The organism is Nonomuraea rubra (assembly GCF_014207985.1).
GTDB classification, from domain to species: Bacteria; Actinomycetota; Actinomycetes; order Streptosporangiales; family Streptosporangiaceae; genus Nonomuraea; species Nonomuraea rubra.
On the sequence record NZ_JACHMI010000001.1, the window covers coordinates 2,584,003 to 2,607,939 of the forward strand.

A 23,937-nucleotide genomic window follows, 5' to 3' on the forward strand; every position below is an offset into this window, starting at 1 on the left:
AGACGGTAACGTCGAAACCTGAGCGGTTCGGCCTAGTCCGGAGGATGTCCGGAGACACTGCTCGCGGGAGCAGGGCGGTCCCACGCAAAGGAGTATCTGGGGTGGCACGCATCGGCGACGGGGGAGACCTGCTGAAGTGCTCTTTCTGTGGAAAGAGTCAGAAGCAAGTCAAGAAGCTCATTGCCGGTCCAGGCGTCTACATCTGCGATGAGTGCATCGATCTCTGCAACGAGATCATCGAGGAGGAGCTCACCGAGTCCTCCGAGCTCAAGTGGGACAACCTGCCCAAGCCAAGAGAGATCTACGAGTTCCTCGACGCTTACGTCATCGGTCAGGACAAAGCGAAGAAGGCCCTCTCGGTGGCGGTGTACAACCACTACAAGCGGGTGCAGTCGGGCGACCGGGGCAGAGACGACGTTCTGGAGCTGGCCAAGAGCAACATCCTGCTGCTCGGGCCCACCGGTTCGGGCAAGACGCTGCTGGCGCAGACCCTGGCGAAGATGCTCAACGTGCCCTTCGCCATCGCCGACGCCACGGCGCTGACCGAGGCGGGCTACGTCGGCGAGGATGTGGAGAACATCCTGCTCAAGCTCATCCAGGCCGCCGACTACGACGTCAAGAAGGCCGAGACCGGCATCATCTACATCGACGAGGTCGACAAGATCGCCCGCAAGAGCGAGAACCCGTCGATCACGCGCGACGTCTCCGGTGAGGGCGTGCAGCAGGCGCTGCTGAAGATTCTGGAGGGCACCACCGCGTCGGTTCCTCCGCAGGGCGGCCGCAAGCACCCGCACCAGGAGTTCATCCAGATCGACACCACCAACGTGCTGTTCATCTGCGGTGGCGCGTTCGCCGGCCTCGAGAAGATCATCGAGTCGCGCATCGGCAAGAAGGGCATCGGCTTCAACGCCATCATCCGGTCGAAGGAAGAGGTCGACACGGCCGACATCTTCGGCGACGTGATGCCCGAGGACCTGCTGAAGTTCGGCATGATCCCCGAGTTCGTGGGCCGCCTGCCGGTCATCACCTCGGTGCACAACCTCGACCGTGAGGCGCTCATCCAGATCCTCACCGAGCCGCGCAACGCGCTGGTCAAGCAGTACCGCAAGCTGCTCGAGCTCGACGGCGTGGAGCTGGAGTTCACCGACGGAGCCCTGGAGGCCATCGCCGACCAGGCCATCCTGCGAGGCACCGGCGCCCGCGGGCTGCGCGCCATCCTGGAGGAGGTGCTGCAGTCCGTCATGTACGAGGTGCCCTCCAGGCAGGATGTCGCCCGCGTGGTCATCACCCGCGAGTCGGTGCTGGAGCACGCGATCCCGACGCTCGTCCCGCGCGACCAGCTCGCCGCCAAGCAGCAGCACACGCCGCAGGAGAAGTCCGCCTGAGCAGGCTCTTGGGAGCAACCGAACGCCCCGTGGTGGAAACCATGGGGCGTTCCGCTTGCCCGCCTCCCTAGAATTGGTTCCTGTGACAACGCCAGAGCTGCCTACTCAATACACACCGGCCGACGTCGAGACCCGCAGCTACGAGCGCTGGGTATCCGAAGGCTACTTCCGCGCCGACCCGGGCAGCTCGCGCGAGCCGTACAGCATCGTCCTCCCGCCACCCAACGTGACGGGGGTCCTGCACATCGGGCACGCGCTCGACCACTCCATCCAGGACGCGCTCACGCGCCGCGCCCGCATGCAGGGCCGCGAGACGCTCTGGCTGCCCGGCATGGACCACGCCGGCATCGCCACCCAGAACGTCGTCGAGCGCGAGCTGGCCAAGGAGGGCAAGTCCCGCCACGACCTCGGGCGCGAGGCGTTCGTCGAGCGCGTCTGGGAGTGGAAGGAGGAGTCCGGCGGCCGGATCCTCGGCCAGATGCGCAAGCTCGGCGACGGCGTCGACTGGTCGCGCGAGCGGTTCACCATGGATCCCGGGCTCTCGCGGGCCGTCCAGACCATCTTCAAGAAACTGTTCGACGACGGGCTCATCTACCGCGCCGAGCGCATCATCAACTGGTGCCCGCGCTGCCTGACCGCGCTGTCCGACATCGAGGTGGAGCACAGCGAGGACGAGGGCGAGCTCGTCTCGATCCGCTACTCCGACGAGATCGTGGTGGCCACCACGCGCGCCGAGACCATGCTCGGCGACACCGCCGTGGCCGTGCACCCGTCCGACGAGCGTTACGCCCACCTGATCGGCACGATGGTGGAGGTGCCGCTCACCGGCCGCATGATCCCGGTCGTCGCCGACGAGCACGTCGATCCGGCGTTCGGCACCGGCGCGGTCAAGGTGACCCCCGCCCACGACCCCAACGACTTCGAGATCGGGCGGCGTCATTCCCTGCCGTCGCTGACCGTCATGGACGAGCGCGGCGTCATCACCGCGCACGGGCCGTTCCAGGGGCTCGACCGCTTCGAGGCACGCCCCGCCGTCGTCGCCGCGCTGCGCGCCGAAGGCAGGATCGTCGCGGAGAAGCGCCCGTACCTGCACTCCGTCGGCCACTGCTCGCGCTGCAAGACGGTGGTGGAGCCGAGGCTGTCACTGCAGTGGTTCGTCAACGTCTCGCCGCTGGCCAAGGCCGCCGGCGACGCCGTCCGCGACGGGCGTACCCGCATCCACCCGCCGGAGCTGGCCAAGCGCTACTTCGACTGGGTCGACGACATGCACGACTGGTGCATCTCCCGACAGCTCTGGTGGGGTCACCGCATCCCGGTCTGGTACGGCCCCGACGGCGAGGTCGTGTGCGTGGGCCCCGACGAGGAGCCGCCGGCCGGCTACACGCAGGACTCCGACGTCCTCGACACGTGGTTCTCCTCCGGGCTGTGGCCGTTCTCGACCATGGGCTGGCCCGACCGCACGGACGAGCTGGAGCGCTTCTACCCGACGTCCGTGCTGGTCACCGGCTACGACATCCTGTTCTTCTGGGTCGCGCGGATGATGATGTTCGGCCTGTACGCCATGGACGGCGAGCCGCCGTTCCGCGTCGTCGCGCTGCACGGCATGGTCCGCGACCAGTACGGCAAGAAGATGTCGAAGTCGTTCGGCAACGTGGTCGACCCGCTCGACTGGGTCGAGCGCTTCGGCGCCGACGCCACCCGCTTCACCCTGCTGCGCGGCGCCAACCCCGGCGCCGACGTCGCGGTGAGCGAGGAGTGGGCGGCCGGCTCCCGCAACTTCTGCAACAAGATCTGGAACGCCACCCGGTTCGCGTTGATGAACGGCGCCGCCGTCGGCTCGCTCGACGGTGCCGAGCTGACGGCGGCCGATCGGTGGATCCTTTCACGCCTGCAGTCGGTGATCGCGGCGACCGACGCCGCTCTGGAGGAGTTCGAGTTCGCCAAGGCGTCCGATCTGCTCTACCACTTCGCGTGGGACGAGGTCTGCGACTGGTACCTGGAGCTGGCCAAGATCCAGCTCGGTGAGGGCCTGGAGCACACCAGGCTGGTGCTCGGGCACGTGCTCGACGCGCTGCTGAGGTTGCTGCATCCGCTGGTGCCGTTCGTGACCGAGGAGCTGTGGCGGGCCGTCACGGGCGGCGAGTCGATCGCGGTGGCCCCGTGGCCGTTGCGAGAGGAGCGTTACGCCGACCCGGCGGCCGAGGCGGAGATCGAGGCGCTGCAGGAGCTGGTGACGGAGGTCCGGAGGTTCCGCTCGGACCAGGGGCTCAAGCCCGGCCAGAAGGTGGCGGCGCGGCTCGGGCTGGGCGGCACGCCGCTGGCCGGCCAGGAGACGGCGATCCGCTCGCTGCTGCGGCTGACGGATCCGCCGGAGTCGTTCAGCGCCACCGCGCGGTTCACGGTGGGGGCGGTGAGCGTGGAGATTGACACCGCGGGCGCCATCGACGTCGCCGCCGAGCGCAAGCGGCTGGAGAAGGACCTGGCCGCCGCGCGCAAGGAGGCCGCCCAGGTGGCGGGCAAGCTGGGCAACGAGCAGTTCATGGCCAAGGCGCCGGAGGACGTGGTGGCCAAGGTCAGGAGCAGGGCGGAGCAGGCGTCGGCCGACATCGAGCGGCTGGAAGCCCAGCTCGCCGCCCTGGGTGTTTGAACCATCCGCACGAGGGGAAGGTCCATTCGTTACCGAAGATGGACCTTCCACGTCTCCGAGGCTGCTACAGTTTTCAACGCAGGGCCAATCGGCGCTGACATCCCGCTGAACGAACCCCGACTTTCGGGTGGCTCCAGCCGCGCGGTTGGACAAGAGCCGAAAGTTAGAGTAAGTTAGCAGGGTTGCCTCGAAGAGAGGCAAGTCCGGAAGCTCCCGGATCGGGCGGTTTGACAAGGATCGTCCGGATCTGGTAGTATGAAGGAAATGAAATGTGCGCCTCGCGCACCGGGGTCCAGAAGGGCTCGGGTGCGGATGAACGCGTCCGTTTCTTGAGAACTCAACAGTGTGTTAAAAGCCAGTGCATGATTTTCATGCAACACCTCGTCAAGTGATACTTGATGAAACGCTTGGATAGATAATCCAGACATTGTTTGGAGAGTTTGATCCTGGCTCAGGACGAACGCTGGCGGCGTGCTTAACACATGCAAGTCGAGCGGAAAGGCCCTTCGGGGTACTCGAGCGGCGAACGGGTGAGTAACACGTGAGCAACCTGCCCCTGACTCTGGGATAAGCCCGGGAAACTGGGTCTAATACCGGATACGACCGCCTCCGGCATCGGGTGGTGGTGGAAAGTTTTTCGGTTGGGGATGGGCTCGCGGCCTATCAGCTTGTTGGTGGGGTAGTGGCCTACCAAGGCGACGACGGGTAGCCGGCCTGAGAGGGCGACCGGCCACACTGGGACTGAGACACGGCCCAGACTCCTACGGGAGGCAGCAGTGGGGAATATTGCGCAATGGGCGGAAGCCTGACGCAGCGACGCCGCGTGGGGGATGACGGCCTTCGGGTTGTAAACCTCTTTCAGCAGGGACGAAGTTGACGTGTACCTGCAGAAGAAGCGCCGGCTAACTACGTGCCAGCAGCCGCGGTAATACGTAGGGCGCAAGCGTTGTCCGGAATTATTGGGCGTAAAGAGCTCGTAGGTGGCTGGTCGCGTCTGCCGTGAAAGCCCGCAGCTTAACTGCGGGTCTGCGGTGGATACGGGTCGGCTAGAGGTAGGTAGGGGCAAGTGGAATTCCTGGTGTAGCGGTGAAATGCGCAGATATCAGGAGGAACACCGGTGGCGAAGGCGGCTTGCTGGGCCTTACCTGACGCTGAGGAGCGAAAGCGTGGGGAGCGAACAGGATTAGATACCCTGGTAGTCCACGCTGTAAACGTTGGGCGCTAGGTGTGGGGATCTTCCACGATCTCCGTGCCGGAGCTAACGCATTAAGCGCCCCGCCTGGGGAGTACGGCCGCAAGGCTAAAACTCAAAGGAATTGACGGGGGCCCGCACAAGCGGCGGAGCATGTTGCTTAATTCGACGCAACGCGAAGAACCTTACCAAGGTTTGACATCACCCGGAAACCTGCAGAGATGTGGGCCTCTTCGGACTGGGTGACAGGTGGTGCATGGCTGTCGTCAGCTCGTGTCGTGAGATGTTGGGTTAAGTCCCGCAACGAGCGCAACCCTTGCTCCATGTTGCCAGCAGGCGCTTCGGCGTGCTGGGGACTCATGGGGGACTGCCGGGGTCAACTCGGAGGAAGGTGGGGATGACGTCAAGTCATCATGCCCCTTATGTCTTGGGCTGCAAACATGCTACAATGGCCGGTACAGAGGGTTGCGATACCGTGAGGTGGAGCGAATCCCTAAAAGCCGGTCTCAGTTCGGATTGGGGTCTGCAACTCGACCCCATGAAGTCGGAGTCGCTAGTAATCGCAGATCAGCAATGCTGCGGTGAATACGTTCCCGGGCCTTGTACACACCGCCCGTCACGTCACGAAAGTCGGCAACACCCGAAGCCCGTGGCCCAACCCGCAAGGGGGGGAGCGGTCGAAGGTGGGGCTGGCGATTGGGACGAAGTCGTAACAAGGTAGCCGTACCGGAAGGTGCGGCTGGATCACCTCCTTTCTAAGGAGCACTCTCACCCGTCACCGGCGCACGATCGGTGGGGTGACAGCTCACTAGTGGAGCACTGGCTATTCGGTGCAGCGTGGTTGCTGCCTGGTTAGTACCGCCCTTCGGGGAGTGGGAACGACAGGCCAGGAGCCGTGAAGCATCGGACACACTGTTGGGTCCTGAGGAAACGGGCAGCGCTCGTTTGACTCAGTACAGGGCCACTGAAGGGTCGCATCACGCGGTCTGGAGGTGGTTGCTGTTTGTTGTTTGAGATTTGCATAGTGGACGCGAGCATCTTTGTGGCCAAGTTTTTTAGGGCACACGGTGGATGCCTTGGCATCAGGAGCCGATGAAGGACGTGGGAGGCTGCGTTAAGCCTCGGGGAGTCGCCAACCAGACGTTGATCCGGGGATGTCCGAATGGGGAAACCTAGCACCAGTCATGTGGTGTTGCCTCCGCCTGAATGTATAGGGCGGTTGGTGGTAACGCGGGGAAGTGAAACATCTCAGTACCCGTAGGAAGAGAAAACAAGAGTGATTCCGTGAGTAGTGGTGAGCGAAAGCGGATGAGGCTAAACCGGGCGTGTGTGATAGCCGGCAGGCGTTGCATGTCCGGGGTCGTGGGACCTTCTGGCGGTCTCTGCCGGGACCGCAAGCAGTGATAAATCGATGGGGTAGTTGAAAGCTCTGGGAAGGGCTGCCGTAGACCGTGAGAGCCGGGTAGGCGAAACCTTGTCGACTGCTGGAGGGGATCCCAAGTAGCACGGGGCCCGAGAAATCCTGTGTGAATCTGCCAGGACCACCTGGTAAGCCTAAATACTCCCTGATGACCGATAGTGCACGAGTACCGTGAGGGAAAGGTGAAAAGTGCCCCGGTGAGGGGTCGTGAAATAGTACCTGAAACCGTGTGCCTACAAGCCGTAGGAGCTTAGCTGATCTTCGGATCGGCTGTGATGTGACTGCGTGCCTTTTGAAGAATGAGCCTGCGAGTTATGGTGTGTGGCGAGGTTAACCCGTGTGGGGGAGCCGTAGCGAAAGCGAGTCTGAAGAGGGCGTTTGAGTCGCATGCTGTAGACCCGAAGCGGAGTGATCTACGCATGGGCAGGTTGAAGCTCAGGTAAGACTGGGTGGAGGACCGAACCCACCAGGGTTGAAAACCTGGGGGATGATCTGTGTGTAGGGGTGAAAGGCCAATCAAACTCCGTGATAGCTGGTTCTCCCCGAAATGCATTTAGGTGCAGCGTTGCGTGTTTCTTGCCGGAGGTAGAGCACTGGATGGCCGATGGGCCCGACAAGGTTACTGACGTCAGCCAAACTCCGAATGCCGGTAAGTGAGAGCGTGGCAGTGAGACTGCGGGCGATAAGGTTCGTAGTCGAGAGGGAAACAGCCCAGATCACCGACTAAGGCCCCTAAGCGTGTGCTAAGTGGGAAAGGATGTGGAGTCGCAAAGACAACCAGGAGGTTGGCTTAGAAGCAGCCACCCTTGAAAGAGTGCGTAATAGCTCACTGGTCAAGTGATTCTGCGCCGACAATGTAGCGGGGCTCAAGTACACCGCCGAAGTCGTGGCACTCAGACCTTTGGGTCTGGGTGGGTAGGGGAGCGTCGTGCAGCCGGCGAAGCAGCAGAGTGATCTAGTTGTGGAGGCTGTGCGAGTGAGAATGCAGGCATGAGTAGCGAATCGAGGGTGAGAAACCCTCGCGCCGGATGACCAAGGGTTCCTGGGCCAGGCTAATCCGCCCAGGGTAAGTCGGGACCTAAGGCGAGGCCGACAGGCGTAGTCGATGGACAACGGGTTGATATTCCCGTACCCGCTTCAATGCGCCCATACTGAACCTCGTGATGCTAAGAGTCCTTAGCTCGCCTAAAGCCTTCGGGCTTGGGGTCAGAGTGAACGCTCGATCCGATCGGGTAGTAGGTAAGCGATGGGGTGACGCAGGAAGGTAGTCCAGCCCAGGCGATGGTTGTCCTGGGGTAAGCATGTAGGGAGTGCGGTAGGCAAATCCGCCGCGCGTTAATCCTGAGATGTGATGCCGAGCCGATTGTGGTGAAGTGGATGATCCTATGCTGCCGAGAAAAGCCTCTAGTGAGTGTTGTGGCGGCCCGTACCCTAAACCGACTCAGGTGGTCAGGTAGAGAATACTAAGGCGATCGGGTGAACTGTGGTTAAGGAACTCGGCAAATTGCCCCCGTAACTTCGGGAGAAGGGGGACCTCTGCTGGTGATGAGTCTTGCACTCGGAGCTGGTGGGGGTCGCAGTGGCCAGGGGGAAGCGACTGTTTACTAAAAACACAGGTCCGTGCGAAGTCGTAAGACGATGTATACGGACTGACGCCTGCCCGGTGCCGGAACGTTAAGGGGACCGCTTAGTCCAGTTTTCTGGGCGAAGGTGAGAACTTAAGCGCCGGTAAACGGCGGTGGTAACTATAACCATCCTAAGGTAGCGAAATTCCTTGTCGGGTAAGTTCCGACCTGCACGAATGGCGTAACGACTTCCCCGCTGTCTCAACCGCAGACCCGGCGAAATTGCACTACGAGTAAAGATGCTCGTTACGCGCAGCAGGACGGAAAGACCCCGGGACCTTCACTACAGCTTGACATTGGCGTTTGGAGCGTCTTGTGTAGGATAGGTGGGAGACTGGGAAGCTCGGACGCTAGTTCGGGTGGAGTCATTGGTGAAATACCACTCTGGTCGTTTTGAACGTCTAACTCTGGTCCGTGATCCGGATCGGGGACAGTGTCTGGTGGGTAGTTTAACTGGGGCGGTTGCCTCCCAAAGAGTAACGGAGGCGCCCAAAGGTTCCCTCAGCCTGGTTGGCAATCAGGTGTTGAGTGTAAGTGCACAAGGGAGCTTGACTGTGAGACTGACGGGTCGAGCAGGAGCGAAAGCTGGGACTAGTGATCCGGCATCGGCGTGTGGAAGCGGTGTCGCTCAACGGCTAAAAGGTACCCCGGGGATAACAGGCTGATCTTCCCCAAGAGTCCATATCGACGGGATGGTTTGGCACCTCGATGTCGGCTCGTCGCATCCTGGGGCTGGAGTAGGTCCCAAGGGTTGGGCTGTTCGCCCATTAAAGCGGTACGCGAGCTGGGTTTAGAACGTCGCGAGACAGTTCGGTCCCTATCCGCTGCGCGCGTAGGAGACTTGAAAGGGGCTGTCCCTAGTACGAGAGGACCGGGACGGACGAACCTCTGGTGTGCCAGTTGTACCGCCAGGTGCACGGCTGGTTGGCTACGTTCGGAAGGGATAACCGCTGAAAGCATCTAAGCGGGAAGCTCGCCTTGAGATGAGGTCTCCCACCCTGTGAGGGGGTAAGGCTCCCGGTAGACGACCGGGTTGATAGGCCGGAGGTGGAAGCGCGGTAACGTGTGGAGCTGACCGGTACTAATAGGCCGAGGACTTGACCACAAAGCAGACTTTCTTTTGCTCGCGTCCACTATGCAGTTCTGAGACAGCAAGCTGTGCTGTTTCGCAGGGTTTCGGCGGTTATGGCGGGAAGGAAACACCCGGTTACATTCCGAACCCGGAAGTTAAGCTTCTCTGCGCCGATGGTACTGCACTCGGGAGGGTGTGGGAGAGTAGGTCACCGCCGGACAATCTTTATAAGGAAAGGGCCCCGACGCCGAGCGTCGGGGCCCTTTCTTTTTTGGTGCAACGAGGGCCATCCCCGGCAGCCGGAGTGGCCCTCTCTTGCGTTCGGGGACCGTGCGGGTCAGGCGCGTTGCCACAGCGCGGGCACGTTGGGTGGTTCCCAGCCCGCCTGCGCCTGGTGCCCCTGCAGACACCGGTAGGCAGCGCCGCCATAGGTGACCCGGTCACCCGCCTGGTAGGTCACCCCAACCTGCCAGGTGCCGCCGCCCGGAGGCGGACTCGTCGGTGGGTCCGTGGGCGGTACGCCCGGGACGTTGAGCACGAAGTCGAACGTGGCCTCCCTTCCCGTCCCCACCGTCCGGACGGTCATCAGGAGGCGGGGGTCGAAGATGGTGTCGGTGTTGTTGCGGGGCTCGCCGGGGAAGTAGAGCTGCGTCGTCAGGATCGGCCGGCCGGGGGCCTGGGCCTTGACGTGGAGGTGCCTGGTGCGGCCCGGGTAGAGGCCGGGCACGATCGTGGTGAGCTTGAAGGCGCCCTGCGCGTTGGTGTACTGGTGGCCGCGGAAGTTGTACGTGATGTTGTCGTACGCCCCGCTGTTGTCGGCCTGCCAGAAGTCCAGCAGCACGTTGGCGAGGGGCTGGCACGCGAGGCCGAACACGTACCCGCTGACGGTGAGCGGCGTGCCGGCGCCGGGCAGGACCGTGCGCTGGGGGGAGTTCGGCTTGAAGTAGGGGCCCTCGGTCTGCGGGATGGTGGGGTCGTCGCCGTCGTCGCAGTACGGGGTGGGGGTGAGCGGCCCGCCGGTCTCGGCCGTCTGCCGGGCGAGGGCCGGCACCTGTGCGGCGAGTAAGGGGACCGGTGTCGCTATGAGTGCCGCTTTGAACAGCGTCTTTCTGCTGATGCCGCCTTGCTTTTCCGCGCGAGTGTGCTCGCCGTCCACGATTGCCTCCTCAAGAGCGGCCCGCCGGGGGGTGGAGCGGGCTGTTTCCCAAGGTGGCACCGTGGCCGTCCGGGTGAGTACCCTCCACTTTTCTATATGTCCGGCAATATGTTCGCCCCGCGTACGGACCGCTGCCGGCGGTCAGTAGGGTTGAAGGGTGGATTTTCGTGCGGTAGAACGCGCGATCATGGATCGTGGCGTCGAGTGGGATTTCGAGCCGACGCTCGATCGGATCGCGGCCCTTCTTGACCTGCTCGGCTCGCCGCAGCGGGCGTACCCGGTCATACACATCGCCGGCACCAACGGCAAGACGAGCACGGCGCGGCTGACCGAGGCGCTGCTCAGGGAGCGCAACCTGCGGGTGGGGCGGTTCACCAGCCCTCACCTGGTGTCGATGCGCGAGCGGATCACCGTCGACGGTGATCCGCTGAGCGAGGAGCGGTTCTCCCAGGTCTACGAGGAGGTCATCCCGTACGTCGAGCTGGCCGACACGCAGGGGCGGCGCATCCAGTTCTTCGAGCTGCTGACGGCCATGGCGTTCGCGGCGTTCGCCGACACGCCGGTCGACGTCGCCGTCGTCGAGACCGGCATGGGCGGGTCGTGGGACGCGACGAACGTCGCCGACGGCACCGTGTCGGTGATCACGCCCATCTCGCTCGACCACACCGACCGGCTCGGCCCCGACATCCCGGCCATCGCCGGTGAGAAGGCGGGCATCATCAAGGCCGGCGCGACCACCATCCTCGCCCAGCAGGAGCTGGCCGCGGCCGAGGTGCTGATGCGGCGTGTGGCCGACGTGGGCGCGGTCGTGGCGCGCGAGGGGCTGGAGTTCGGGGTGCTGAGCCGGGAGGTGGCGATCGGCGGGCAGCTGCTGACGCTGCGCGGGCTCAAGGGCGTCTACGACGAGGTCTACCTTCCGCTGTACGGCGCCCACCAGGCCAGCAACGCCGTCTGCGCGCTGGCCGCCGTCGAGGCGCTGACCGGCGGTGACGATCCGCTCGACGTCGAGCTCGTACGCGCCGCGTTCGCCCAGGCGTCCTCGCCGGGGCGGATGGAGGTCGTGCGGCGGACTCCGACGGTGGTGATCGACGCCGCGCACAACCCCGGCGGCATGCAGGCGTCCCTGGAGGCGCTGCACGAGGCGTTCGACTTCGCCAAGGTGATCGGCGTGGTCGGGGTCATGCACGACAAGGACGTGGACGGGCTGCTGGAGCTGCTGGAGCCGGTCCTCGACGAGATCGTCGTGACCCGCAACTCCTCGCCCAGGTCCATGACCGCCGAGGAGCTGGCGGCCCTGGCCGTGCCGCTGTTCGGCGAGGAGCGCGTCCACGTCGTCGAGCGGCTCGACGACGCCATCGACAGGGCGATCGGCATCGCCGATGCCGAGGGCGAGTTCAGCGGCACGGGCGTGGTCATCACCGGGTCCGTCGTGACGGCGGGCGACGCGAGATTGCTGCTCAAGGCGGACGGCACATGATGAACTTCGAAGTCACCCCGGGCATGCGCAGGCTCGGCGCGAGCGTGCTCGGCATGGAGGCGATCGTGGCCGGGCTGATCACGCCCGTGGCGATCAGCGTGGGCGGTGTCGAGCCGGCGCTCGCCGTGACGGTCGGCATCGGTCTGGCCGTGCTGTGCGTGATCGCCGCGGGCCTGCTCAAGCGGCCTTTCGGGTACGTGCTCGGCAGCGTCGTCCAGGTGCTCGCGATCTGCACGGGCTTCCTCGTGACGACGATGTTCTTCCTCGGCGCGATCTTCACGGCGCTGTGGATCACGGTGATTATCGTCGCTCGCCGTGTCGAGGGCGCTACTTCCCGCTAAAGTCGGCCTCTATGGCCGTCCCCCCAAGCACGCGGCCGCCGCATCAGGCGCGCCTCAGACATCCCTGGCTGCTCGACACGTTGCTCGGGCTCCTCGTCGTGGCGTCGCTGCCGCTGGCGGTCGTCGCGATCCCCAACACGCTGTCCGTCGTCGCCGGGCTGCTGCCGCCCGGCCTCGACCACGCCGGGCTCATGCGCACGCACGGGCTCGCGCTGCCCGCGCTGATGCTGGCCGTCCCGCTGGCGGGGGTGGCGCTGCGCCGCGTGCCTGCCGCTCACCTGCTGGTCGGCGGGCTGGCGCTGGTGGCGCTGTCCGACGCCGCGGGCGGGTACGCGGACACCGAGCTCGTCGTGGGCGCGGTGCGCGTGCTGCGCGGCGTCGGTGCCGGGCTCGTCCTCACGACCACGCTGGCGGCCGTGTGGGACCGCGTGCCGGTCCTGCGGGCCCTGTGGGTGGGTGTGTTCGGCCTGAGCCTGCTCGCGGCGCAGGCGTTCGCACTGTGGCCGCTGGACGAGGTGAGCAGCTGGCGGGTGACGCTGCAGCCGTACCCGATGGTGACGGGGGTCGCGCTCGGCCTGGCCGCGGTTCACCTGGTCGCGTGGATGTTGCTGGGGCGGCCAGAGACTCCCGCCCCCGATCCGCGCGAGCGCGGGCGGCTGCTGCTGGCGGCCGTGCCCGCCGCGGCCATCGCGGTCGCGGCGATCAGCACGGCGAGCGAGGGCTGGCGGGCCGTGCCGGTGATCCTGCTGGCGGTGGTGGCGGTGCTCGGGCTGCTGGCGCTGGCCTCGATCGGGGCCGCGCGCGGTCGCACGATGGCGTACACGATGGTCGCGGTCGGGGTGGTGCTGCTGCCGAGCGCGGCGCAGGTCACGCTGGTGGAGATGGGCGGTCTCGGCGGACCCGGGCTGCGCGGGCTGTGGGTGCCGTACACCGTGGCGGGGGTGCTCGCGGTGGGCGCCTCGGTGGCGGTGCGGCTGCTCACGCGGGCCGCCGGGCGCTGGCTGGCGCCCCTGGGGCTGCTGGCCATGGTGGCCGGGCTCTGCTCGGTGCGGCTCGTGGTGCCGTCGGCCGACGGGATGGTGCTGACGGTGCCGTTCAGCCTGCTCGCGGTGGGCGCGGCGGTGGCGCTGACGGCGGCGCTGCAGGAGGTGGGGGCCGGGGCGGCGGTGTTCGGGCTGTCGCTGGGCTGCACGGGTGTGCTGGCGGGGTTCCTGCTCGGTACGGGGGTGCAGATGGCCATGCTGGACGGGGTGCGGTCCGCTCAGGAGCTGGTCGACAGCTTCGTGGAGGCGTTGCACTGGTGGGCGTTGATCGGCGGCTTCCTCGTGGTGGTGATCATCGTGCTGGCGTCCGTGATGGCCCGGCGTTCCGGGACGGGCGCCGAGCCGGAGGAGCCCGTCCCGTCGGTGGAGCCTCCCTGCGCGGGCATTCCCACCGCTGCTCCGGCGGACGTGCTGCTCGTGCCGGCGCCGGACGGGGCCGACGACGAGGAGGAGGAGGGGCCGACCGGCGCGATCCCCCGGGTGGTGCTGCCCGTGGCGGCCCGAGGGGCCTTCGACAAGGGCGGGGTCGCGTCCGAGGGGCCCGCTGTGCCGCCTCAGGGGCACTCTCCCGAGGACGATGGCGCGTCTTCGTAGGCTCCGCGCAAAACGAGGGCCCGGCCGGGGACGGTAAGCTGAGGGCCCTGCTACGGCGACGCGTGGGCGCGTGCCCCGCGAAGCGTCTTCGCGGCCAGGCCGGATGCCTGCAGTCGCGACCCCACTCTGTTCGAAGGAGAACTCCAAGTGTCCGAGCGCACTCTTGTCCTGATCAAGCCCGACGGGGTTAAGCGCGGCCTCATCGGTGACGTGATCGCCCGTGTGGAGCGCAAGGGCCTCAAGGTCGTGGCGATGGACCTGCGCACCCTCGACGCCGACACCGCCAAGGCGCACTACGCCGAGCACTCCGAGCGGCCGTTCTTCGGCGAGCTCGTCGAGTTCATCACCTCGGGGCCGCTCGTCGCCATGGTGCTGGAGGGCCCGCGGGCCGTCGAGGCCTTCCGCGCGCTGGCCGGCGCCACCGACCCGGTCAAGTCGGCTCCGGGGACGATCCGCGGCGACCACGCCCTCGAGATCGGCGAGAACGTGGTGCACGGCTCCGACTCGCCCGAGTCGGCGGCCCGCGAGGTCAAGATCTTCTTCCCGGACCGGTTCTAGTCCGTCCGGGTTTTCGCGCGCGTCTCCGCGGCTCCGGCCGCGGGGGCGCGCGTTTTACTTCTGTACGGATGCCGGGGCGCGGCAGAATTTTGTCGGCGGCTTACCGTAAGGTTTCTCGCGGTTGGTTGTTGGATCGTTCCAGACTCTCAGCGGATGTTGTGGTGCAATCCGGGCAAAATTGCGGTTGAGGTAGGGGCTGGAGATTTTTGATGGGCGCGACGGCTCATTGCGCCCATCGGTGGGTACGTCACGTTACGATTCGAATTCGATCCGTAGTCATTCGCGAACGACGTTACGGAGGGCTCCGTTCCCCATGGGCAGCAAGCTCGCGTTCCTCGGCCGTGACATGGCGGTCGACCTGGGCACCGCCAACACGCTGGTCTATGTGCGTGGCCGTGGCATCGTGCTCAACGAGCCATCAGTCGTCGCGATCAACACGGCGACCGGCAAAATCGTGGCGGTCGGCATCGAGGCCAAAAGGATGATCGGCCGTACACCTGGCAACATCATCGCGGTCCGTCCGCTCAAGGACGGTGTGATCGCGGATTTCGACGTCACTGAGCGGATGTTGCGATATTTCATTCAACGAGTGCATCGACGGCGACATTTCGCCAAACCGCGCATCATCATCGCGGTGCCCAGTGGCATCACCAGCGTTGAGCAGCGGGCGGTGAAGGAGGCCGGCTACCAGGCGGGGGCCAGGAAGGTCTACATCGTCGAGGAGCCGATGGCCGCCGCCATCGGGGCCGGGCTGCCGGTGCACGAGCCGACGGGCAACATGGTGGTCGACATCGGCGGCGGCACCACCGAGGTGGCGATCATCTCGATGGGCGGCGTGGTCACGAGCCAGTCGATCAGGATCGGCGGCGACGAGCTCGACCAGGCGGTGATCGCGTTCGCCAAGAAGGAGTTCTCGTTGATGCTGGGCGAGCGCACCGCCGAGGAGATCAAGATCGCCATCGGCTCGGCCTGTCCGTTCGGCGAGGAGGCGCACGCGGAGGTCCGCGGGCGCGACCTGGTCAGTGGCCTGCCCAAGACGATCATCGTGTCCAGCGAGGAGATCAGGAAGGCCACCGAGGAGCCGGTCAACGCGATCGTCGACGCGGTAAAGACCACGCTCGACAAGTGCCCGCCCGAGCTGTCCGGCGACATCATGGACCGCGGCATCGCGCTCACCGGCGGCGGCGCCCTGCTCAAGGGGCTCGACGAGCGGGTCAAGGCCGAGACGGGCATGCCCGTCCACCTGGTCGACAACGCCCTCGACTCGGTGGCCATCGGGTCCGGCAAGTGCGCCGAGGAGTTCGAGGCCCTCCAGCAGGTTCTGGTGCCGGAGTCGCGACACTGATGCGAGATTCACGCCGTGCCCGGCTGATCCTGGGAGTGCTGCTGGCGGCGGCACTGGTCATCCTGACCATCGACCACCGCACCGGCGAGAGCTCACCGCTGCGCCCGTTGCGCGCGGCCGGGTCCTACCTGTTCGGCACGGCGGAGCAGTTCGGCGGCGGGGTGATGCGGCCCGTCAGCACGTTCGTGCACGCGATCCTGACCGCACCCGCCGCCAGGGAGCGCATCGAGGCGCTCAAGGCGGAGAACGCGAAGCTGCGCTCGGGGCTGCTGGCCGGCAAGCTCGACGCCGACCGCTCCAAGGAGCTGGAGCGGCTGGTCGGGCTGGCCGGGGCCGGGGGGTACAAGGTGGTCCCCGGCAACGTGGTCGCCAGGCGGGGGCAGCCCGGGTTCGAGGACGCGGTGCAGATCGACATCGGCACCAACGACGGGGTGCGGCCGGAGATGACCGTGCTCAACGGCGACGGGCTGGTGGGGCGGGTGCTGCACGCCTCCTCCCGTACGTCGACGGTGGTGCTGCTCAGCGATCCCGCCTCGGCCGCAGGGGCGCGGCTGGAAGGCGGCAAGGAGATCGGCGTCGTGCACGGGGTGGGGGAGCACGGGCGACTCGTGCAGTTCCGGCTGCTCGACTCCACGGCGGCGATGAGCAGGGGCGGGCGGATCGTCAGCTTCGGCTCGCAACATGCGCGGCCGTACGTGCCGGGGGTGCCGATCGGGGTCATCGAACGGGTGGAGTCCACTCCCGGGGAGCTGACGCGCATCGCGTACGCGCGGCCGTACGCGGACCTGACGGCCCTCGACGTGGTCGGCGTGGTGGTGGAGGCGCCGAAGCGGGACCCGCGTGACGCGGTGCTGCCCTCCAAGGAGGGCTCGCGGTGAGGGGAGGGCGTTGGCGCAGGGGCGCCGGCCGGGCGGTGAGACGCGCAGGAGGTTGCCGGGCGGTGAGACGCGCGGGCGCTTGCGAGGCGGGGAGCTGCGCGGGTGCCTGCGGGACGGGGAGATGCGCGGGCGCCTGCCGGGCGGTGTTGGTGGCGCGGTGCGGGTGCGGGCGCGGGGCTGGTGGGCGTGGAGTGGTCGTGGTGATCGGCGGGGCGGGGATGGGGTCGGCGTACGGGGAGGGAGCGCGGTGATCGGGGGTGTTTCCGTGGTGCTGGCGTTGCTGGCGCAGGTGATGCTCGTCAACCGGATGCCGCTGCCCGCCGGCGGAGCGCCCGATCTGGTGCTGCTGGCCGTCATCGGGGCCGCGCTGGTCAGAGGGCCCGCGCCGGGGGCGGTGCTCGGGTTCTTCGCCGGGCTGCTGGTCGACGTGATGCCGCCGACCGCTCACCTCATGGGCCAGTACGCGTTCGTGCTCGCCCTGGTCGGCTACGTCGCCGGGCGCGGCGCGGGCGGGCCCGTGACGACCGTCGTGCTCTGCGTGCTGATGGCGCCGCTGCTGGCGGCGGCCGTGGGCGGGCTGATCTCCGATCCGCGGGTGACGATGTCCACGCTGACCGAGCAGGTGCCGGTCACGATCGTCTACACCCTGCTGGTCTCGCCGATCGTGATCTGGCTGACCACCAGAAAGAGATTCGCGACATGACCAGAATGCGGGCCCGGCTGCTGGTGTTGCACGTCCTGGTGCTGACGCTGCTCGTCGTGCTGGCCGTGCGCTTGTGGCAGGTGCAGGTGGTGCGCGGGCAGGAGTTCGTGACGCGGGCGACGGAGACCAGGACGCGGGCGGTGATCGTGCCGGCGGTGCGCGGGCAGATCCTCGACTCCTCGGGCCGGCCGCTGGTCCGCAACAAGACCGCGCTGGTCGTCTCCGTGGACAGGACCCGCCTGTCGAGGATGAAGGACGGCGGCGTCAAGGTGCTGCGCAAGCTCTCGGCGGTGCTCGGGCGGCCGGTGTCGGACCTGCAGCAGCGCATCACGCCGTGCGGGCCCGGCGTGGGCAAGCCGTGCTGGACCGGCTCGCCGTACCAGCCGGTGCCGCTGGACGAGAAGGTCGACACTCGCGAGGCGCTGCAGATCCTGGAGCGGCAGGAGGAGTTTCCGGGCGTGACGGCGGAGATCCACTCCGTGCGGCAGTATCCCGGTGGCAGGGCCGGGGCGCAGATGCTCGGCTACCTGCAGCCGGTCACCGAGGCCGAGCTCGAGAAGCGGGAGGGGCTCAAGGCCAGCTTCTCGGGGGTGGACCTGGCCGGGCGTGACGGGCTCGAGTACGTCTACGACGAGGCGCTGCGGGGCAAGTCCGGGCTGCGCAGGGTGCAGGTAGACCGGATGGGCAAGGCGCTCGGCGTCGAGGAGCAGATCACCCCGGTTCCCGGCGACCACCTGGTGACCAGCATCGACTCCCGCGTGCAGGCGGTGACCGAGAAGGCGCTCGACAAGGCGATGAAGTCGGCTCCGTCGGCCGACGGCGGCGCCGCGGTGGTGCTCGACGCGCGTACGGGGCGGGTCGTGGCGCTGGCCAGCGCGCCCGGGTACGACCCGGAGATCTGGGCGGGAGGGATCTCGGCGCGTGGCTACCAGTGGCTGCTGTCGGAGAAGTCCGGCAAGCCGCTCGTGTCGCGGGCGATCAACGGGCAGTTCGCTCCGGGTTCGACGTTCAAGATCTCGTCGGTGGCGTCCATGCTGCGCGCGGGATACCCGCTCAACGGCCACTACTCCTGCCCGGGCTCGGTCGCGGTGGGCGGCCGGGCCTTCAACAACTTCCGCGGCATCCCCCTGGGCACCCTCACCCTGCATACGGCGCTGGTCAAGTCGTGCGACACGATCTTCTACCGGGCGGCGTACGAGCAGTATCTGAAGGACGGCGGGCGCTTCCCGAAGCGGAAGCCCAAGGAGGTGTTCGCCAACATCGCGCGGGCGTTCGGGTTCGGCAGCCCGACCGGGGTGGACCTGCCGGGCGAGTCCGGGGGCCGCATCCCCGACCGCGCCTGGAAGAAGGACCTGTGGCAGAAGACCAGCGCGATCAACTGCGAGCGGTCGCGCAAGGGCTATCCGGAGGAGAAGGACAGGGCGCGGGCCGAGTTCCTGAAGCGGCTGGCGCTGGAGAACTGCACCGAGGGGTTCCTGCTGCGGCCGGGCGACTCGGCCAACTTCTCCATCGGGCAGGGCGACGTGCTGGTCACGCCGATGCAGCTGGCCAGGGCGTACGCGGCGCTGGTGAGCGACGGCAAGGTGCGCAGCCCGCGCATCGGGTGGGCGCAGGTGCGGCCCGACGGCAAGGTGGTCAGGACCATCCCCGTGCCGGTGGTGGGCAAGCTGCCGCTCAGCGAGAAGGAGCGCCTGTACATCAAGCACGCGCTGAGCCAGGTGGCCGCCGACGGAACGGCGGCGGGGGCCTTCGCCGGGTTCCCGATGAACAAGGTGCGGGTGGGCGGCAAGACGGGCACCGCCGAGGTCTGGGGGAAGCAGGACACCTCGTGGTTCGCGTCGTTCGCGCCGACGAAGAACCCGCAGTACGTGGTGGTCGCGATGGTCTCGCAGGGCGGGATGGGCGCGCAGACGGCGGCGCCGGCCGTACGGGAGATCTATGAGGGGATCTACGGCATCAAGCGCAAGCCCGCCGTGCCCAACGGCGGGCGGCTGACCACGCGGCTGCCGCGCTTCGCCCCGGACGGAACGGTGATCCGGGGATGAACAGGCGTACGGGAGGGCGGGGGTGATGGCGCGGACAGCGGCCGTGCGGCGGCCCTCGTTGCTGCGGCGGATCACCGCCGAGAACTCCACCGTGCGCAGGCTCGACGGGCTGATGCTGGTCGCGGTGGCCGGGCTGTGCGTGATCGGCACGCTGCTGGTGTGGTCGTCCACCAGGACGTGGGCGCCCGGCTCGACGGGGCTGGTGAAGAAGCACCTGCTCAACGAGACGATCGGCGTGGTGCTGTGCGGGATCGTGGCGATGGTGGACCATCGGGCGATGCGGGCGTACGCGCCGCTGGTGTTCCTGCTGTCGCTGGTCGGGCTGGGGCTGGTGATCACGCCGCTGGGGGCGACGATCAACGGGTCGCACTCGTGGATCCTGCTCGGTGGCGGGTTCGCGGTGCAGCCGTCGGAGTTCGCCAAGGTCGGGCTGCTGCTCATCATCGCGATGTTGCTGGCCCAGCCGGCCGAGGGCACCGATCGGCCGCGCGGGCTGGACGTGGCGCTGGCGCTCGTCGCCTCGGGCATCACGATGGGGCTGGTGATGCTCCAGCCGGACCTGGGCACCGCGATGGTGCTCGCGGTGATCACGGCGGCCGGGCTGATCATCGCGGGCATGCGCAAGCGGTGGATCGGGGCGCTCACGCTGGTCGCGGGGGCCGGGATGTTCTCGGTGTTCTACTTCCAGATGCTGGAGCCGTACCAGGTGGCGCGGTTCACGGCGTTCGTCGACCCGAGCGTGGACCCGCGCGGGGTGGGTTACAACAGCACGCAGTCGATGATCGCGATCGGCTCGGGGCAGCTCCTGGGCAAGGGGCTGCTCGGCGGCGGGCAGACGACCGGGCGGTTCGTGCCGGAGCAGCACACCGACTTCATCTTCACCGTGGCGGGGGAGGAGTTCGGGTTCCTCGGGTCGGTCACCGTGGTGCTGCTGCTCGGGGTGGTGCTGCTGCGCGGGCTGAAGATCGCCAGGCAGTGCGAGGACCGGTTCGGGACGCTGGTCGCGGGCACGATCGTGTGCTGGTTCGCCTTCCAGACGTTCATCAACGTGGGCATGACGATCGGGATCATGCCGATCACGGGGTTGCCGCTGCCGTTCGTGTCGTACGGCGGCACCGCCACGTTCGCCAATCTCATTGCGATTGGGCTTCTGCAGGCCATCAGAGTGCGAAGACAGTCGTTTAATTAGGGGTATGTTCCTGGCATATTGCGATGAGTGCGGCGAACGCTTCCTGCTGCCCGCGAATCACGTCGTCGCCGTGCACAATCTGGACAGCGGGGTCATCGCCGTCGAGCTGACCTGCTACGAAGGGCACCACATCCTGGTGCTCAGTGGAAACGACATCGACATCCCCGGACCTGCCACCGTCTGAGCGCCGCTACCCTTGACGGTATGCCTGTCGAGTCGATATTCCACCGCCTGGAAGCGCTGCTGCCCAAGGTGCAGAAGCCCATCCAGTATGTCGGGGGTGAGCTCAACTCGACCGTCAAGGACTGGGACTCGGCGGACGTGCGGTGGGCGCTGATGTACCCGGACGCCTACGAGGTCGGGCTGCCCAACCAGGGCGTGGCCATCCTCTACGAGATTCTCAACGAGCTTCCGGGCACGCTGGCCGAGCGTACGTACGCGGTCTGGCCCGATCTCGAGGAGCTCATGCGGGCCGAAGGCGTCCCGCAGTTCACCGTGGACGCGCACCGGCCGGTGCGCGCCTTCGACGTGCTCGGCGTGTCGTTCTCGACCGAGCTCGGCTACACCAACCTGCTGACGGCGCTCGATCTGGCCGGCATCCCGCTGCTGGCCGCCGACCGCGGCGAGGACGACCCGATCGTGCTCGCCGGCGGCCACGCGGCCTTCAACCCGGAGCCGATCGCCGACTTCCTCGACGCGGCCGTGCTCGGCGACGGGGAGCAGATCTCCATCGCCATCTCCGAGGTCATCCGCGAATGGAAGGGCGAGGGCAGCCCCGGCGGTCGTGACGAGCTGCTGATGCGGCTCGCCGAGTCCGGCGGGGTCTACGTGCCCAGGTTCTACGACGTCGAGTACCACCCCGACGGCCGCATCAAGCGGGTCGCGCCCAACCGGGCCGACGTGCCGTGGCGGGTGCACAAGCACACCGTGATGGATCTCGACGAGTGGCCCTATCCGAAGAAACCGCTGGTGCCGCTGGCCGAGACGGTGCACGAGCGGTTCAGCGTGGAGATCTTCCGCGGCTGCACGCGCGGCTGCCGCTTCTGCCAGGCCGGCATGATCACGCGCCCGGTGCGCGAGCGTTCCATCACCACGATCGGCGCGATGGTGGAGAACGGCATCAAGGAGTCCGGCTTCAACGAGGTCGGCCTGCTGTCGCTGTCGTCCGCCGACCACTCCGAGATCGGCGAGGTCGCCAAGGGCCTGGCCGACCGGTACGAAGGCACCAACACCTCGCTGTCGCTGCCCTCGACCCGGGTCGACGCGTTCAACATCGACCTGGCCAACGAGTTCTCCAGGAACGGCAGGCGCTCGGGCCTGACGTTCGCGCCCGAGGGCGGCTCGGAGCGCATGCGCAAGGTGATCAACAAGATGGTCACCGAGGAAGACCTGATCCGCACCGTCACCACGGCGTATTCGCAGGGGTGGCGCCAGGTCAAGCTCTACTTCATGTGCGGGCTGCCCACCGAGCAGGACGAGGACGTGCTCGGCATCGCCGACCTGGCCAAGAAGGTCATCCAGGCGGGCCGCGAGGCGACCGGCAGCCGCGACATCCGCTGCACGGTCTCCATCGGCGGTTTCGTGCCCAAGCCGCACACGCCGTTCCAGTGGGCCGGCCAGGCCGACCACGAGACGGTCGACCGGCGGCTCAAGCAGCTGCGCGACTCGCTCAGAGGCGACAAGAACTACGGCCGCGCCATCGGTTTCCGCTACCACGACGGCAAGCCGTCCATCGTGGAGGGGCTGCTGTCGCGGGGCGACCGCAGGGTCGGCGCCGTCATCAGAGCCGTCTGGGAGGACGGCGGCCGGTTCGACGGGTGGAGCGAGCACTTCTCCTACGAGCGCTGGATGGCCGCCGCCGAGAAGGCGGGCGTCGACGTCGACTGGTACACCACCCGCGAGCGGGAGGAGAACGAGGTCCTGCCGTGGGACCACCTCGACGCCGGGCTCGACCGCGAATGGCTGTGGCAGGACTGGCAGGAGGCCGTCTCCGGCGGTGAGGTCGAAGACTGCCGCTGGACTCCGTGCTACGACTGCGGGGTCTGCCCGACCATGGGCACCGAAATTCAGATCGGCCCCACGGGGCGGAAACTCCTTCCTCTTACGGTGGTCTAGCGCGCTCAGTGGGCGAGCCGTGTCACGGCGTACACGTTCATCCGCCGCAGCGGCTTATCCTGAGACGAAGGAACTCTTACAAGGGAAGGACGACAAGCTCTGAAACCTGTTCCCGAAGGGCCTCCGCCCGCGCCCACGGTGCAGCGCCTGCGTGTGCGTTACGCCAAGCGCGGCCGCCTGCGCTTCACCAGCCACCGCGACATCTCGCGGGCCGTCGAGAGGGCGGTCCGCCGTGCCGGCATTCCGGTGGCCTACAGCGCGGGCTTCTCGCCCCACCCGAAGATCTCCTACGCGGGCGCGGCGCCGACCGGCGTCGCCAGCGAAGCCGAATACCTCGAGATCGGTGTTACCACGCCGTGCGACCCCGCCCAGGTCAGACAGAGCCTGGACGAGTCGTTGCCCTCCGGGCTCGATGTGCTCGACGTCGTGGAGGCGGGGCAGGGTGGGCTGGCTGACCGCTTGGAGGTCTCCGACTGGGAGGTGCGGCTGCCGGGTGCCGATCGCGAGCTCGCCGAGGTGGCGGTGGAGAAGTTCCTCGCGGAAGGCACCGTGGAAGTCGAGCGCCTGACCAAGAAGGGTCCCCGCCGCTTCGACGCGCGGCAGGCCGTCCTGGGGCTCAGGGTTTCCGAGGGAGCAGACAGAATCGCAGCTCAGGTGCAGGGAGAGCCGTGTGTCATACTGCGCATGGTTGTTCGGCACATGACGCCTGCCGTTCGACCCGACGATGTGCTCACAGGGCTGCGCCTTGTGGCCGACTTCGCGCCGCCGGTTCCCCCCGAGGTGACCAGGCTGGCGCAGGGGCCGCTCGACGCGAGTACCGGTGCACTTGCCGATCCGCTCGACCTTGACCGCGACACCACGCGCGGCGGCGAGGCGGGACCGGCGGGTGAGCACGTCGCCGGTTAAGGATGTGCCCGGCATGAGCCGAGCACGACCGCTGACAGGACTTGGCGCCGGCGCGCTCTCCATGGGAGCGCCGGCGGACAACGAGACACGAGAGCTCCTGCGCGGCGCGGCGACGCGCCCGGGAGCTGACGGGAGAGCGCCCGCATGCTCGACAACGAGCCCAACGCCGGGGCCACTGGCCCTGACGGGGAGACAATTGAACAGCCCGAGGTGACCAGTCGTCGCCGCTCCGCCAGCCGCCCCGCG

The 23,937-nt window shown here is 67.1% G+C and carries 15 protein-coding genes and 3 rRNA genes; 17 read left to right on the plus strand and 1 reads right to left on the minus strand.

Going from position 1 to position 23,937, the window contains the following annotated elements:
- Positions 1-101: 101 nt before the first annotated feature.
- From clpX to rrf, 5 genes are all read left to right on the plus strand, one after another.
- Positions 102-1,385, plus strand: a complete 1,284-nt coding sequence (gene clpX, locus HD593_RS11765) for an ATP-dependent Clp protease ATP-binding subunit ClpX (RefSeq protein ID WP_185102204.1) — start codon at positions 102-104, stop codon at positions 1,383-1,385.
- A 73-nt stretch (positions 1,386-1,458) separates the two neighbouring features.
- Positions 1,459-4,032, plus strand: coding sequence for a valine--tRNA ligase (locus HD593_RS11770; RefSeq protein WP_185102205.1), 2,574 nt, complete (start codon positions 1,459-1,461; stop codon positions 4,030-4,032).
- A gap of 428 nt (positions 4,033-4,460) precedes the next feature.
- A 16S ribosomal RNA gene (locus HD593_RS11775) occupies positions 4,461-5,979 on the plus strand.
- A gap of 289 nt (positions 5,980-6,268) precedes the next feature.
- Positions 6,269-9,374: ribosomal RNA gene (locus HD593_RS11780) — 23S ribosomal RNA — on the plus strand.
- A 70-nt stretch (positions 9,375-9,444) separates the two neighbouring features.
- A 5S ribosomal RNA gene (gene rrf, locus HD593_RS11785) occupies positions 9,445-9,561 on the plus strand.
- The 16S, 23S and 5S rRNA genes sit together here, the layout of an rRNA operon.
- Positions 9,562-9,678: 117 nt before the next feature.
- On the opposite strand, the gene HD593_RS11790 is transcribed toward rrf, so the two are convergent.
- On the minus strand, positions 9,679-10,392 hold the full coding sequence (locus tag HD593_RS11790) for a dioxygenase family protein (RefSeq protein ID WP_312903437.1): 714 nt from the start codon (positions 10,390-10,392) through the stop codon (positions 9,679-9,681).
- Positions 10,393-10,684: 292 nt separating this feature from the next.
- Here HD593_RS11790 and HD593_RS11795 point away from each other — a divergent pair, with 292 nt between their 5' ends.
- The 12 genes from HD593_RS11795 (at position 10,685) to HD593_RS11850 (ending at position 23,691) form a co-directional block, all read left to right on the plus strand.
- Positions 10,685-11,974 (plus strand): bifunctional folylpolyglutamate synthase/dihydrofolate synthase, encoded by a 1,290-nt coding sequence (locus HD593_RS11795; RefSeq protein ID WP_185102207.1) that lies wholly within the window; start codon positions 10,685-10,687, stop codon positions 11,972-11,974.
- On the plus strand, positions 11,971-12,315 hold the full coding sequence (locus HD593_RS11800) for a DUF4233 domain-containing protein (protein ID WP_221524734.1): 345 nt from the start codon (positions 11,971-11,973) through the stop codon (positions 12,313-12,315). Before HD593_RS11795 ends, HD593_RS11800 begins: the two co-directional genes overlap by 4 nt.
- An 11-nt stretch (positions 12,316-12,326) precedes the next feature.
- Positions 12,327-13,952: an MFS transporter gene (locus HD593_RS11805; protein ID WP_185102208.1), complete on the plus strand. Its 1,626-nt coding sequence runs from the start codon at positions 12,327-12,329 to the stop codon at positions 13,950-13,952.
- Positions 13,953-14,099: 147 nt separating this feature from the next.
- Complete coding sequence (gene ndk, locus HD593_RS11810) at positions 14,100-14,510, plus strand: nucleoside-diphosphate kinase (protein ID WP_185102209.1); 411 nt, start codon at positions 14,100-14,102, stop codon at positions 14,508-14,510.
- Between the two features lie 313 nt (positions 14,511-14,823).
- Positions 14,824-15,855: a rod shape-determining protein gene (mreB, locus tag HD593_RS11815; protein WP_148443635.1), complete on the plus strand. Its 1,032-nt coding sequence runs from the start codon at positions 14,824-14,826 to the stop codon at positions 15,853-15,855.
- A complete protein-coding gene (mreC, locus tag HD593_RS11820; RefSeq protein ID WP_185102210.1) occupies positions 15,855-16,733 on the plus strand; it encodes a rod shape-determining protein MreC in 879 nt (292 codons plus the stop codon). The genes mreB and mreC overlap by 1 nt, the downstream gene beginning before the upstream one ends.
- Before the next feature lie 247 nt (positions 16,734-16,980).
- A complete protein-coding gene (mreD, locus tag HD593_RS11825) occupies positions 16,981-17,436 on the plus strand; it encodes a rod shape-determining protein MreD (protein WP_185102211.1) in 456 nt (151 codons plus the stop codon).
- Positions 17,433-19,481 carry a penicillin-binding protein 2 gene (gene mrdA / locus HD593_RS11830; RefSeq protein ID WP_185102212.1) on the plus strand — a complete coding sequence of 683 codons (2,049 nt, stop codon included), beginning with the start codon at positions 17,433-17,435 and terminating at the stop codon, positions 19,479-19,481. The genes mreD and mrdA overlap by 4 nt, the downstream gene beginning before the upstream one ends.
- Positions 19,482-19,506: 25 nt before the next feature.
- Positions 19,507-20,670, plus strand: coding sequence for a rod shape-determining protein RodA (gene rodA, locus HD593_RS11835; protein WP_185102213.1), 1,164 nt, complete (start codon positions 19,507-19,509; stop codon positions 20,668-20,670).
- A gap of 4 nt (positions 20,671-20,674) precedes the next feature.
- On the plus strand, positions 20,675-20,854 hold the full coding sequence (locus HD593_RS11840) for a hypothetical protein (protein WP_185102214.1): 180 nt from the start codon (positions 20,675-20,677) through the stop codon (positions 20,852-20,854).
- Positions 20,855-20,874: 20 nt separating this feature from the next.
- Positions 20,875-22,785: a TIGR03960 family B12-binding radical SAM protein gene (locus HD593_RS11845; RefSeq protein WP_185102215.1), complete on the plus strand. Its 1,911-nt coding sequence runs from the start codon at positions 20,875-20,877 to the stop codon at positions 22,783-22,785.
- A 153-nt stretch (positions 22,786-22,938) separates the two neighbouring features.
- Complete coding sequence (locus HD593_RS11850; RefSeq protein WP_312903438.1) at positions 22,939-23,691, plus strand: TIGR03936 family radical SAM-associated protein; 753 nt, start codon at positions 22,939-22,941, stop codon at positions 23,689-23,691.
- Positions 23,692-23,937: the final 246 nt, after the last annotated feature.

Excerpts from the sequence above, each read along its gene's own strand:
- HD593_RS11840 (WP_185102214.1), top strand. The coding sequence starts at position 20,675 with ATGTTCCTGGCATATTGCGATGAGTGCGGCGAACGCTTCCTGCTGCCC.
- mreB (WP_148443635.1), top strand. The coding sequence starts at position 14,824 with ATGGGCAGCAAGCTCGCGTTCCTCGGCCGTGACATGGCGGTCGACCTG.
- HD593_RS11845 (WP_185102215.1), top strand. The coding sequence starts at position 20,875 with ATGCCTGTCGAGTCGATATTCCACCGCCTGGAAGCGCTGCTGCCCAAG.
- HD593_RS11805 (WP_185102208.1), top strand. The coding sequence starts at position 12,327 with ATGGCCGTCCCCCCAAGCACGCGGCCGCCGCATCAGGCGCGCCTCAGA.
- rodA (WP_185102213.1), top strand. The coding sequence starts at position 19,507 with ATGGCGCGGACAGCGGCCGTGCGGCGGCCCTCGTTGCTGCGGCGGATC.
- mrdA (WP_185102212.1), top strand. The coding sequence starts at position 17,433 with ATGACCAGAATGCGGGCCCGGCTGCTGGTGTTGCACGTCCTGGTGCTG.
- HD593_RS11800 (WP_221524734.1), top strand. The coding sequence starts at position 11,971 with ATGATGAACTTCGAAGTCACCCCGGGCATGCGCAGGCTCGGCGCGAGC.
- mreC (WP_185102210.1), top strand. The coding sequence starts at position 15,855 with ATGCGAGATTCACGCCGTGCCCGGCTGATCCTGGGAGTGCTGCTGGCG.
- HD593_RS11795 (WP_185102207.1), top strand. The coding sequence starts at position 10,685 with ATGGATCGTGGCGTCGAGTGGGATTTCGAGCCGACGCTCGATCGGATC.